The sequence below is a fragment of the Ammoniphilus sp. YIM 78166 genome, assembly GCF_004522215.1.
In the GTDB taxonomy this organism is placed as follows: Bacteria; Bacillota; Bacilli; order Aneurinibacillales; family RAOX-1; genus YIM-78166.
On record NZ_SDLR01000004.1, the window covers coordinates 644,650 to 656,328 of the forward strand.

An 11,679-nucleotide genomic window follows, 5' to 3' on the forward strand; every position below is an offset into this window, starting at 1 on the left:
TCAGAATATGTTAAAATAGGAATACCATACATACGTGAAATGGGGACTCCATATGCTGAGGGGCATCTACAATTCGGCTTCAGGTATGATCGCCAACCAACGTCGATCTGAGGCATTAACCAATAACCTGGCCAATAGTCAGTCCACCGGATATAAGGCAGATGAGGCTGTTTTTCGTTCGTTTCCCGAATATTTGATCTCGGCGGTACAGAGTAATCGGTCACCACTACCACCGAATGCGCCGGTCATGGGGCAACAGAAGCTTCCATTGGGCAAGCTGCCGCAAGGGGTGTACACCCATGAGATGATTCCTGATTTCAAGCAAGGAGACCTGCAAGAAACGGGTAGTCCCTTTGACTTGGCCATCATGGATGACCATCTGCCGTCTACGGAGCAGAATGGACGCCTAGTTCAATCTAGGCTATTCTTTGCCGTACAGAAGAATGGGGAAACATTCTATACAAGAAACGGAAATTTTACGATAGACGCGTTGAATCAACTGGTGAGCGCAGATGGAAGCCTGATGTTGGATAGTGAAGGCAAGACGATCACTTTAGCCAACGATCGGTTTCTAATCGATGAACGAGGCTACCTTTATGATGAGTTTGGACAAGCTATCCAGAGCACTCCAAACGATCCGAACGAACAGCCTTACCCCATCCAGCTTCAAGTCGTCCAAGTGGACAACCCCTATAATTTGATCAAAACAGAAAATGGAGCTTTTCGCTGGCAGGGGCAAGAAGCGCCTGCTTCGGCTGGGGAACTCGTCCGATTAAAGCAGGGATTTGTAGAGCGGTCTAACGTGAACGTTCAACAGACCATCGTCGATTTAACGCAAACGGCCAGATCGTTTGAAAGCAACCAAAAGGTCCTGTCTGCCTACAACCAAACATTAGAAAGATTGTTTGAATCCTCTCGTTTAAGCTAAGGTCAGGGTGGTGAGTTCGATGTATACGTCTATGATTAATGCGGTCAGCGGCATGCGTTCTGCACAGATAAAGATGGATTCAATAGGGAATAATGTAGCTAATACCAACACACATGGTTATAAAGGCCAAGAGATCTCCTTTGGATCCATCCTAGCGGACCAGCATCGAGCCACGCCTGAAGCTCCGTCCAAGACAGGACGAATGACTCCCTTACACCTAAGGGTGGGTATGGGGGCTGTAGCCAATCTGCATCGCTATGACATGCAGGCTGGGGCCATGATCCAAACCGACGTGGAGACGGATTTATACTTACAGGGAAATGCTTTTTTTCAAGTGCAAGGAGATCAAGGAGAAACTCGTCTAACTCGTATGGGGTCCTTTCAACCCATAAACCATGGAGATGGGCGTATGGTGTTAGGCACCACCGATGGCAGACGTGTGCTGGATAGCAATGAAGAGATCATTGAAATCCCGGTAGGTTATAAGCTATCAGTAGACTCCAGCGGAAAAATCAGTTTTATTAGCTCGGCTGATCCTACCAACGTGATCGACTCTGGAAAGCAGCTATCCCTCGTCAAAGTTCCGAACCGGCAAGCGCTTATTCCGTTAGGGGAGCATGTATATGGCGTACCGCCAGGCGTTGAACCCGTACAGGTCGGGGAGAATGGCGAAGTCTTAGTCAAACAGGGCTTTCTTGAAGGATCCAATGTAGACCTGGCGAAAGAGATGGCTTCACTTATTGAAGTGCAGCGACAGTTCCAGTTGAACTCTCGTGCTTTGACCATTATTAATGAAATGGGTCAAACGATCAATAACATTTATGGAAGATAGGGAGTAATCGCAATGCAACAGCAAACACAGGTAACTGCCTCCCCATATGGGGAAGAAACCATGGAAGAAAGAACAAGGAGTCGGGAAAGCAGAAGGAGCAAATCCAAATCCAAGTCGAAATCAGGCGAGGATTCTTCGAGAAGGAGAATACCATGGTTTGTGAAATTTTTTCTGACGCTTTTTCTTCTGTTCGTGTCCTTGGTTGGGGGTCTAGCGGCCGGATACAGTGTAGTGGGAAAAGGTCCAGTCACAGACGTGTTTCATGCTGATACTTATAAGCATATGTATAATCTGGTCTTTAAGACAAGCTAGGAGTTTGTAAGCGGGGAGCACAGGGGAAGACTGTGCTCCTTCTATGTTAACCCCGTTAGCCGGCCGGGCTTTGGGAGGTTAGTTATAGTTTAGCTTTTGTCGAAGTTTGTTATGTAGTTAAATACTGGAGGGAAAAACATGCTAAATATCGAACAAATTAAAGAAATTATTCCTCATCGATATCCTTTTTTACTGATTGATAAGATCCTTGAAAACGACCCAGGTAAGCGTGCGGTTGGAGTGAAAAATGTAACCATCAATGAACCTTTTTTTCAAGGACATTTCCCGGAATATGCGGTTATGCCTGGCGTCTTGATCGTTGAAGCCCTAGCCCAGGTAGGGGCGGTAGCGGTTTTGAGTGTTGAAGAGTATAAAGGGAAAATAGCCTTTTTCGCAGGAATTGATAACCTTCGTTTCAAAGAACAAGTCCGCCCGGGTGATACGCTGACTTTGGAGGTAGAGATGACCACTCTCCGCCGAGGAATTGGGAAAGGTCATGCGATTGCCAGAGTGGGAGATAAAATCGCTGTAGAAGGCGATTTGATGTTTGCCATTGGAAAATAAACAACTATAGGAGCTTCCAAGTGCGGAGGCTCCTTTTTGTTTTATTGAAAAAATTCGCATGATAAATAATAGTACATACTTCCTATATTATGCTACTTATGTTACAATTTTACTATAGAGACATAATTCATATAGGTGAGGTTGGTATAGCTGATGAAAAAATTATTAACTGGTGTTTTAGCAAGTTCTTTACTTTTTACCTGTGGTGTCGTTTCTGCACACGGAGGACATGCCCATTCGGGTACGGTTGTTCAAGCAGCTGCTGTGAAGCAAGCTGAGAAGGTTGCACTACATACTAAAGCTTTAGTCAATGGTCTGGAAATTAAATCGAGAGCGAATCATGTTGAAAATGGAAAATACTATGTTTCGGTAGAGGCTTTTGCTGACTTGTTTAACAAGTCGTATAGCGTATCAGCAGACAAGAAGTCTGTATCCTTCAACGGAAAGACGATTTCGAATGTGAAGTGGTCTCACGGTGAGGCAACAGCTTGGATACAAGATTTGAGTAGCGCTGTAAATGGTAGAGTCACATGGGATGATAAGAGAAAAGAAGCCTATGTTTTAGTGTTGCCGGAAGGAACGATTAATTTAGAGCCAGGTGCGGTTGTTCCTGCCATGGGCGAGCATTGGGCCAATCCGGCTGAGATGCCGTTAGGTCCGATCTATGGGGTCCATGAAGGTCGACTTGTATTTTTAGAATATATGATCGCTCAGGACGATTTTGTTAAAGGAAAATCTTATCCTGATATTCCGGGAATGAAAGGATTACCGTCTCCGGCAGTGGTGCATACGGATATTGAATTCCAGCCTGTCGGGCATCCTGGATTCGAAATTCCTCACTATGATATTCATATGTACTTTATTACCGATGAAGAGCAGCACCAGATTGGGACGGTCTATACCGAATTAGCCAATGCCAAGGGCGAAAAAATTGGGTATGCTGCATTCTACAACCATGGGCCTCAAGTGGTCGCCAAAGTAGTAGCTTCTGGTTTGACTCCTAATGGACAGCATGGATTCCATATCCATTCCGCTCAAATCGAGAATAATGATTTTGCTAAAGCGGGAGGCCACTTTAACCCAGAGGGCAAGAAGCATGGTCACGATAATCCAGAAGGAGCTCATGCGGGAGATCTTCCAAACCTTGTTGCAGACAGCAATGGTAACGTTAGTGTTCTTATTCCAGTAAATGGCATTAGCCTTGAAAAGGGTCAACCTAACTCCATTTATGGAAAATCCCTCATCATCCATGCAGGTCCGGATGACTATAAAACCGATCCAGCTGGCGACTCGGGAGCTCGAATCGCAGGCGGAAATCTTCCTCAATAATGTAGTAAAAACCACCGTTAACGGTGGTTTTTCTTTTTCGAGGGTTTGTGTGATCGCTCGCAAATTCATCGCTGATTACAGTAAATGGAATTTTTAAACAATTCGGGAGCATATGGGAGGATAAGATACGATATGGGAAGATATTTAAGGATCCTCTATTTAATCTAGCCTCACCCTTATATATTAGATAATATTCAGATATTGCAAGGAATATCAAAATTGTAAAAGGAAGGAAAAGTCCCTATACTTTTAGATAGAACAACTGATTCATCATAGTATTTACGGCAGCAAAGGCAGGTGAATAGAGTGATACCTCTCTGGCCTGTACACGAAGCATTGCTTAGGAGCTATGAGTTCTTTATCAGCGATGAGAAAGAACCACGTACAGTGAAGATGTACTTGACCGAAATCAGGCACTTTCTTTTCTGGATGGAAACGAAGGAAAAGACGTTGAAAGAGCTGAGTCAAGAAGATGTCATTTCATTCCGCGATGAAATGGTCGGCAGAGGCAGGAAAATATCAACTATTAACAAAAGGATATCGATTATTAGCTCATTTTTAAAATGGTCTGTGGAAAAAGGAATGCTGCAGGAAAATGTGGCCCAACACCTTAGATTCGTGGAGATGAAAAAGGAGCAACGGGATTGGTTGACCGTTGAGCAGGAAGAGAAGCTGTTAAACATCGTCAGCGAAGAGCGGAATGCTGTAAAAAAGGCAAGGAACGAAGCCCTCGTCTATATTATGCTTCATGCGGGTTTGCGGGTGGAGGAGATTTCTTCGCTCCAATATCAGTCCATTGAGCAAGGGCAGATTGTGATAGGTCAAACGGCTGCTAGAAAAGTTCCGATTGTTCCCTTATTACAAGTTAAGCTGCTAGAGTGGATGAAGCATCGCTCGTTATCCGAAAAAAAGGTTCATCAGGAAAGTGTCTTCCTTTTTGTCACTGAAAGATCTGGATATATGCAACCTCGTTCGATTCAATTCGTGATCGAAGGCTTTAGCGGGAAAATGGGTTTTCCGCTCTCTTGTAAAACTTTGCGGCATACCTATTGCCGAAGGATGGTAGAAAGGAACGAACCATTAGATCTGATTATGAGGTTGTCAGGTTATCTGACCATTAAAAGTGTAGTCCGATATCTAGATGAATAAACGGAGGTGAGTTTCTTGAGTAAAATTGTTGTAAAGGATCTATATAAGATCTTTGGGAAAAAACCGCAGGAAGCCCTTTTACGCGTCAAGCGTGGTGAGGGAAAAGAAAAAATATTTGCAGATACGGGAATGACGGTTGGGGTTAATAAGGCAGCCTTTGACATTCAAGAAGGAGAGTTTTTCGTCATCATGGGGTTATCGGGAAGTGGAAAATCGACTCTTATTCGACTGATTAATCGGCTAATTGAGCCGACATCCGGCCAAATCCTGATTGACGGTGAGGATATTGTGAAGATGAATCAGGATCAGCTCATGAAGACGCGGAGAAAAAAGCTGGGAATGGTCTTTCAAAACTTTGCGTTGTTTCCGCACCGAAACATTTTGCAAAATGTAGAGTTTGGTTTGGAAGTTCAAGGAGTTCCAAAAGAGGAGCGAGAGAAAAAAGCAAGAGAAGCTCTCGAGGTTGTGGGTCTTAAGGGATATGAACAAGTGAAGCCTAAAGAACTCAGCGGAGGAATGCAGCAAAGAGTAGGACTTGCAAGGGCTCTAGCCAATGATCCAGATGTATTGTTGATGGATGAAGCCTTTAGTGCATTAGATCCCCTCATTCGCAAGGAAATGCAGGATGAGCTTTTACAACTACAGGGTCAATTAAAGAAAACCATTCTATTCATTACGCATGACCTGGATGAGGCCTTGAAAATCGGGGACCGCATCGCGATTATGAAAGACGGCGTAATTGTGCAAATTGGCACACCGGAGGAAATCTTAACAAACCCAGCCAATGAATATGTCTCTACCTTTGTACAGGACGTCGATCGTTCGAAGGTGCTGCTTGCCTCCCATGTTATGAAGCAGCCGGACGTTGTCACCACTTGGAAAGATGGACCTCGTGTAGCAATACGGATGATGGAAGAGAAGGGAATTTCCAGTCTTTTCGTTGTCGATAAGGAGAAAAAGCTGAAAGGTTTGCTGACGATTGATGCAGCTCTTCAAGCGGTGAAGGAAAACCGCTGGGTAGAAGACATGTTGACACAGGACTACCATGTAACCGATCCGGATACCCCGGTGAGTGAACTGTTTGGCGTTGCAGCGGAAGCTCGATATCCAATCGCCGTGGTATCGAATGACAAGTTTAAAGGTATTGTATCCCGCGTATCGATTCTATCTGGTCTAGCGTTGGCGATGGATAACGACTCCACTCCTGCTGAGAATGACTCAACGAAGGAGGTGAACTCGGCGTGAATTATTTTCAATTACCGTTAGCCGATTGGACGAATGGCTTTGTGGATCATTGGTTGATCCCGACTCTAGGCGGCTTTTTTGATCAAATTAGTAAGTATATCTCCTTTTTTCTTAAAGGATTCGAAGGATTCCTGATATGGCTTCCACCTGAGCTGATCGCTGTCGTGATTGCACTGGTGGCTTGGCGTACAGCAGGAAAAGGGCTTGCGATTTTTAGTTTACTTGGACTTCTTTATCTCGGTTCGGTAGATATCTGGCAGCCTGCTATGCAAACCTTAGCCGTTGTATTGGTTTCTACGTTGTTCTCTATTGTGGTAGGAATCCCTTTAGGAATCTGGAGTGCCAAAAACGACCGAGTAGATCGCGTCATGCGACCGATTCTTGATTTTATGCAGACCCTGCCGAGTTTCGTTTATCTCATTCCGACCATTCTTTTGTTCGGTATTGGAGGGGTTCCAGCTGTCTTTGCTACCTTTGTGTTTGCCGCACCACCTGCCATTCGATTTACAAACTTAGGGATTCGCCAAGTTCCAGAGGATGTAGTTGAAGCAGCGAAGGCGTTTGGCTGTACAGCTTGGCAGATGCTCGTAAAAGTCCAGCTTCCGATGGCTTTGTCAACGATCTTGGCCGGTGTCAATCAGACAATCATGTTAGCTCTATCCATGGCGGTTATTGCCTCGATGATTGGAGCGCCAGGGCTAGGATCGATTGTTATGGCGGGTATCTCCCGAGTCGATGTAGGAATTGGGTTGGTTGGTGGATTGGGAATTGTAGTTCTCGCCATTATTTTGGATCGCGTAACAGAAGCTATTGGGAAAAAGGCAACTTAACCTATATAAATAAGGGGTGTTTTTAACGTGAGAAATCTATTTAAAAAAGGATTAAGCATCATTGGAATATCTGCCCTAGTTTTAGCTGCATGTGGTGGAGCACAAGAGACGAATCAGCAGGCAGAACCTGCAGCAGGATCTGGGGCAACTAATCAGGAGGTGGCGCTGACCATCGGAGAAACCCCGTGGACCAGTACCGTTCCCCCTACGTATGTAGCGAAGCATTTATTAGAAGAAATGGGCTATAAGGTTTCCGTGCAGAAAGCCGATGCCGGGGTGGTTTATACCGGACTTTCTAAAGGCGATATTGATATCTTCATGGACGCGTGGCTTCCGGATATGCATAAGAACTACATGGAGAAGTATGGAGATACGCTCGTAGATACAGCCATCAGTTATCCCGATGGGGAGCTGGGATGGGTAGTGCCAACGTATATGGAGGATATTAACTCGATAGACGACCTTGTGGGAAAAGAAGATCTGTTCAACGGAACGATCTATGGGATTGAAGAAGGGGCAGGGATCACTGAAACTTCTAGGAAAATGATTGAGGGCTATGATCTGAAGCTAGAATATGCCGCATCTTCTGAACCAGGCATGTTGACTCAAGCGAAACGTTTAATGGACAAAAAGGAGCCTGTTTTGTTTGTCGGTTGGCGTCCGCACCCGATGTTTGTAGATTTTGATCTGAAGGTCTTGCCTGATTCAAAAGGGTTCTTTGAAGCCTCTGAGGTACATGTCATCACCAATAAAGGATTGCAAGAAAAAGCACCAGAAGCTTTTGCTTTCCTAAGCAAGTGGAGCATGCCGGTGGGAGACATCGAGGAGATGATCGTAAAGATTGAGGGCGGCGCTACGCCTGAAGAGGTCGCGAAGGAATGGGTGGAAGCAAATCCGGACCGCGTCAAAGAAATGAAAGGTGAATAAAGAAGATAAAACCCTCTCCATGCGAGAGGGTTTTACCTTTTTCTGAGTTTCCATTGCTTATACTGAAAGTAAAGGGTACAACCGATGCAGTAACCACAGATGGCAACAAACGCGGCCAAGGCCACCATCCCGGCTAATACCACGCTGAGGGTGGTCAAACCTACGGAATAGGCTAGCGTGGACGCGGCTAAAAGAATGATGGCAATACTGTTGTTGAACCGTTGCAGTTCTTGTGCCTCGGTTTCGGCATGCTGCAGTCGATCCTTAAGAAAAGGCTTCGCCACTTGGACGAAGAGGTTCCATTGGATTCCCCCAAGAAAGCCGATGATCTGAATGATGAATAAGGCGACGATCAGTGTGTACTGCTGCAAGAGGATTCCTGCCAAAATGAAGATCACAATACCCCACTGATTCGCTCGGACATAAGGGATAGGAATTTCCTTCATCGGTGTATTCCCCTTCCTAAGATGTAGTTAGATCTATTTTAAAGGAAATATCACTTCAAATCGAGTGCCGCCCTCAAATTCACTGTATACTTGGAAATCGGCATGGTAAAGCGCACTCATATTCTGAACAATGGAGAGGCCTAACCCATCTGTCCCTTTGGTGCTGAAGCCTTTAGCGAGTATTTTTTCAATCATTTCTTCATCTAAAATGGGGCGTTCATTCCTCACCGTAATTCTTACTTGATCATTTAATTTTATAGTGGACACGTAAATGATCTTCTTGTTTAGATCCGTGGTAAGGAGCGCGTCGCGCGCATTATCCAGTAAGTTTCCGACAATATTGATGAGATGGATAGGCTTCATGTTCAACTCTTTAAGATTGGCTTCGATGCAAGTCTGAATCTCTACTTCCTGCTCTTTGTACGCCTCACTTTTGGAGAGGAGGATGGAAGAAAGAATAGGGTTCGTCGTCATGAACTGATTGACCTGCTGAAGCTCTTTTCCTAAATCATTGAGATAGGCCTTGATTTCCTCGGTCTTATTTAGGTAAGCCAAGCCTTGAATTCCGAATAAGGCTGCATTTGGACAGAAGCGCTTCTATTCTCTACCTAGTGTTTCACCGAAACACGTGGGAAAACTATCAGCTGTTACAAAATACTGCGTTTAGTTTATCTTCATTAAAGCCGATGATACTTTGGGTAGGACCAAGTAAAATAGGCTTCTTTAATAGATCAGGGAATCGATGAAATAAATCAATATACTGTTCATCAGTTAATTGATCCTCTTGACCTTTAATATGGGCTACATAGTAAGGGTCATTTTGTTCCACTTTAATGGGGCTTAATAAGCCCTTGGCTCCGTTAGGTTGTTCTGATGCAATTTGGGCGATCACTTCTTTACTGGGTGCTTCTTTAATCATGTCTTGGGCATGAAATGGAACTTGATGATCTGAAAGCCACGCTTTCAGTTGGGTACAGGGGCCTCAGCCTACTTTGCTCAATACTAACCACTCTTTAGACACTAGGGTCACCTCTTTTGTCAAATATTCATAATAATAATACACTGATTTCGACAAAACTCCAAGTTAATTACTGTGGTATTTTTACATATTTTTCATTTTCGTTCTAGTATACTTAACTCTAGTTAAGCCGGCAAATCAATAGAATAGGAGTGAGGATTAGGTTAATAGAATAATAGTCTCATAAAACGATAGGTATACTAAAAATAAGTGGAGGTAGTAACTAATATGAAAAAGCCATTATTCACCTTTTTAAGTATCTTTGCGATGGTATTCTTTTTGATTAGTGCGACAGGTGCAGAAAACCAAAATTATTTTTCCATCGAACTAAAAGAAAGAGTATATGATGCGAATCAGGATGTTACAACGTTTCATTATCAGATCAAGGGATCTGGTGAAGGGCACGATCTCAGTCACTGGGGCTTAGCGGTTGATCCAAGCTTGGAGATTGTGGAAGCTTCACATGCATTCGAGGTGATGATAAAACCAGATCCAACAACGAATGTTACGGGAATCAAATTTGATATACCAGTTAAGGTGGATTCTTCTCTAGATTTTTGGATTAAGGTAAAAGGAAATTGTGAAGGGCTTGAAATGACGACTGCTTTTAAAGCAGGACAAGATATATTTACCCAGTCAGTAATTGGTCCGAGTTGTGCTGAGGCGGTACTGCCTGTAGAAGAAAGTAAGCAGGATCCGCCCGTTGGGGATGAAGTGCCCAAACCAGAGCAGCCTGAAGGGGAGCTAGAACAACCTGCTGTACCAAAGGTTGAAGAACTCATTTCGGAAACAGCACCGGTTAAAAATCCTGAGGTCGTAGCATCCGATCCAATCCAACAAGTGGGGACTATAAATGGTGGAAGGCTTCCCGATACGGCTAGTCCATGGTATAACCTTATGCTTTTAAGTAGTTTAGCTCTCTTTGCTACAGGATTAGGTTGGTGGAGAATAAGAATACGGGCTGATAAAACATGAAGTTGTTGGTGAAAGGAGGCTTTTTTCTCTCGCTATTGCTGATGGTAATCTCGTTCTACCAAATTAGCCTTGCAGATGATCAGGTTCAAGCGGGGTTAGAAGAATGGGAGGATGTCGTTGGATATGTAGAGGTGATAGAGGGGGAGGAAATAGTAGATGAGGTGGAAGTAGTAGCTGAAGTGGATAGAGGGCCCCCGCCTCTTTATAGTAAAAGACCAAAACAAGGGGAGTTGATTGGAAAAGTAGAGATTCCTAAGCTTAAAGAATCTTTTCCTCTCATTGAGGGAACGGGAAATAAAGAACTTGCGAAAGGAGTAGGGCATTATATTGGCAGTGTACTACCTGGTGAGTCCGATAACGCGGTCATCGCAGGGCATCGAGATACGGTATTTCGCAGATTGGGGGAGGTCGAGGTTGGAGATGTGATTAATGTGCAAACCGTAGCTGGAACGTTCTCATACCATGTGATTGAACAACGAATCGTAGACAAGGAAGATCGGACGGTGATTGTTCCCCATTCTGAAGCTATTCTGACTGTAGTGACATGTTATCCTTTCGATTATGTAGGAGCGGCACCGAATAGGTATATTCTAACGGCAAAATTAAAATGAGACTAAGAGCAAGTCCACTTACTGCCCCTCGCCAGGCTGTAAGCGGAGAAGCTCCGGTTAGAGAGAGTATGAAGGGGGGGTACCCGAGGATTGCAACGGGAGATAAACCAACAACTAGCGAATAACGGGAGGAATTCCGTTTACTGCCCCTCGCCAGGCAGTAAGCGGAAGCTCCGGTTAGAGAGTATAAAGGGGGAGGTAATTCCACGGATAGAGAGGAAGCTGTGACCGTTAATCGGACCGCGTAACTAACACTAGCGAATAAGGAGCAAGTCTGCTTTCGGCCCCTCGCTAGGGTGGATTTTTGACTGCTGTTTCGTTTAACTGATAAGTATGGATACGCTGTTTACCGGGGATGGGAACTAATTTAGAGAGGAGAGTAAGGTGCGGACTTCTTGGGGCCTTATGAGGGTATGCTCAACTACTTGGTCGTAGGAAAAGCGGATGATGGTCCATCCGTCTATAACTAGGTGGTTTGCATGGTTGTACCTTGTTTTTCCAACCGAATATTCC

14 protein-coding genes are annotated in these 11,679 nt (G+C 44.5%); 11 read left to right on the forward strand and 3 right to left on the reverse strand.

Annotation, left to right across the window (positions count from 1 at the left end; genetic code table 11):
* Positions 1-52 precede the first annotated feature (52 nt).
* The 9 genes from EIZ58_RS19805 (at position 53) to EIZ58_RS19845 (ending at position 8,116) form a co-directional block, all read left to right on the forward strand.
* Positions 53-928 carry a flagellar hook-basal body protein gene (locus EIZ58_RS19805; protein ID WP_134702594.1) on the forward strand — a complete coding sequence of 292 codons (876 nt, stop codon included), beginning with the start codon at positions 53-55 and terminating at the stop codon, positions 926-928.
* A gap of 19 nt (positions 929-947) precedes the next feature.
* Positions 948-1,760, forward strand: coding sequence for a flagellar hook-basal body protein (locus tag EIZ58_RS19810; protein WP_134702595.1), 813 nt, complete (start codon positions 948-950; stop codon positions 1,758-1,760).
* 12 nt (positions 1,761-1,772) lie between these two features.
* Positions 1,773-2,072 carry a DNA-directed RNA polymerase subunit beta gene (locus EIZ58_RS19815; protein WP_240689211.1) on the forward strand — a complete coding sequence of 100 codons (300 nt, stop codon included), beginning with the start codon at positions 1,773-1,775 and terminating at the stop codon, positions 2,070-2,072.
* Positions 2,073-2,210: 138 nt separating this feature from the next.
* On the forward strand, positions 2,211-2,636 hold the full coding sequence (gene fabZ, locus EIZ58_RS19820) for a 3-hydroxyacyl-ACP dehydratase FabZ (RefSeq protein WP_134702596.1): 426 nt from the start codon (positions 2,211-2,213) through the stop codon (positions 2,634-2,636).
* A gap of 153 nt (positions 2,637-2,789) precedes the next feature.
* The gene (locus EIZ58_RS34500) at positions 2,790-3,965 is read left to right on the forward strand and encodes a superoxide dismutase family protein (RefSeq protein ID WP_240689212.1); all 1,176 of its coding nucleotides are present in this window, start codon (positions 2,790-2,792) and stop codon (positions 3,963-3,965) included.
* A 306-nt stretch (positions 3,966-4,271) separates the two neighbouring features.
* A complete protein-coding gene (locus EIZ58_RS19830) occupies positions 4,272-5,114 on the forward strand; it encodes a tyrosine-type recombinase/integrase (protein WP_167577807.1) in 843 nt (280 codons plus the stop codon).
* A 15-nt stretch (positions 5,115-5,129) separates the two neighbouring features.
* Positions 5,130-6,359, forward strand: coding sequence for a quaternary amine ABC transporter ATP-binding protein (locus tag EIZ58_RS19835; protein ID WP_134702598.1), 1,230 nt, complete (start codon positions 5,130-5,132; stop codon positions 6,357-6,359).
* The gene (locus EIZ58_RS19840; protein ID WP_134702599.1) at positions 6,356-7,189 is read left to right on the forward strand and encodes an ABC transporter permease; all 834 of its coding nucleotides are present in this window, start codon (positions 6,356-6,358) and stop codon (positions 7,187-7,189) included. The genes EIZ58_RS19835 and EIZ58_RS19840 overlap by 4 nt, the downstream gene beginning before the upstream one ends.
* Positions 7,190-7,216: 27 nt before the next feature.
* Positions 7,217-8,116: a glycine betaine ABC transporter substrate-binding protein gene (locus EIZ58_RS19845; RefSeq protein ID WP_240689213.1), complete on the forward strand. Its 900-nt coding sequence runs from the start codon at positions 7,217-7,219 to the stop codon at positions 8,114-8,116.
* A 32-nt stretch (positions 8,117-8,148) separates the two neighbouring features.
* Here EIZ58_RS19845 and EIZ58_RS19850 read toward each other — a convergent pair whose 3' ends face one another.
* The 3 genes from EIZ58_RS19850 to EIZ58_RS19860 all read right to left on the reverse strand — a co-directional run bounded on the left by EIZ58_RS19850 (position 8,149) and on the right by EIZ58_RS19860 (position 9,481).
* Positions 8,149-8,562 carry a DUF4395 domain-containing protein gene (locus EIZ58_RS19850; RefSeq protein WP_134702600.1) on the reverse strand — a complete coding sequence of 138 codons (414 nt, stop codon included), beginning with the start codon at positions 8,560-8,562 and terminating at the stop codon, positions 8,149-8,151.
* A 33-nt stretch (positions 8,563-8,595) separates the two neighbouring features.
* Complete coding sequence (locus EIZ58_RS19855; RefSeq protein WP_134702601.1) at positions 8,596-9,117, reverse strand: sensor histidine kinase; 522 nt, start codon at positions 9,115-9,117, stop codon at positions 8,596-8,598.
* A gap of 85 nt (positions 9,118-9,202) precedes the next feature.
* The gene (locus EIZ58_RS19860) at positions 9,203-9,481 is read right to left on the reverse strand and encodes an ArsC/Spx/MgsR family protein (protein ID WP_134702602.1); all 279 of its coding nucleotides are present in this window, start codon (positions 9,479-9,481) and stop codon (positions 9,203-9,205) included.
* A 327-nt stretch (positions 9,482-9,808) separates the two neighbouring features.
* Here EIZ58_RS19860 and EIZ58_RS19865 point away from each other — a divergent pair, with 327 nt between their 5' ends.
* Positions 9,809-10,555 carry a hypothetical protein gene (locus EIZ58_RS19865; RefSeq protein ID WP_134702603.1) on the forward strand — a complete coding sequence of 249 codons (747 nt, stop codon included), beginning with the start codon at positions 9,809-9,811 and terminating at the stop codon, positions 10,553-10,555.
* Positions 10,552-11,166 carry a class D sortase gene (locus EIZ58_RS19870; RefSeq protein WP_240689215.1) on the forward strand — a complete coding sequence of 205 codons (615 nt, stop codon included), beginning with the start codon at positions 10,552-10,554 and terminating at the stop codon, positions 11,164-11,166. Before EIZ58_RS19865 ends, EIZ58_RS19870 begins: the two co-directional genes overlap by 4 nt.
* Positions 11,167-11,679 lie beyond the last annotated feature (513 nt).

What these genes read in the sequence shown, in the direction of transcription:
- EIZ58_RS19805 (WP_134702594.1), top strand. Translation starts at nt 53, where the DNA reads ATGCTGAGGGGCATCTACAATTCGGCTTCAGGTATGATCGCCAACCAA.
- EIZ58_RS19810 (WP_134702595.1), top strand. Translation starts at nt 948, where the DNA reads ATGTATACGTCTATGATTAATGCGGTCAGCGGCATGCGTTCTGCACAG.
- EIZ58_RS19815 (WP_240689211.1), top strand. Translation starts at nt 1,773, where the DNA reads ATGCAACAGCAAACACAGGTAACTGCCTCCCCATATGGGGAAGAAACC.
- fabZ (WP_134702596.1), top strand. Translation starts at nt 2,211, where the DNA reads ATGCTAAATATCGAACAAATTAAAGAAATTATTCCTCATCGATATCCT.
- EIZ58_RS34500 (WP_240689212.1), top strand. Translation starts at nt 2,790, where the DNA reads ATGAAAAAATTATTAACTGGTGTTTTAGCAAGTTCTTTACTTTTTACC.
- EIZ58_RS19850 (WP_134702600.1), bottom strand. Translation starts at nt 8,562, where the DNA reads ATGAAGGAAATTCCTATCCCTTATGTCCGAGCGAATCAGTGGGGTATT.
- EIZ58_RS19860 (WP_134702602.1), bottom strand. Translation starts at nt 9,481, where the DNA reads ATGATTAAAGAAGCACCCAGTAAAGAAGTGATCGCCCAAATTGCATCA.
- EIZ58_RS19865 (WP_134702603.1), top strand. Translation starts at nt 9,809, where the DNA reads ATGAAAAAGCCATTATTCACCTTTTTAAGTATCTTTGCGATGGTATTC.
- EIZ58_RS19870 (WP_240689215.1), top strand. Translation starts at nt 10,552, where the DNA reads ATGAAGTTGTTGGTGAAAGGAGGCTTTTTTCTCTCGCTATTGCTGATG.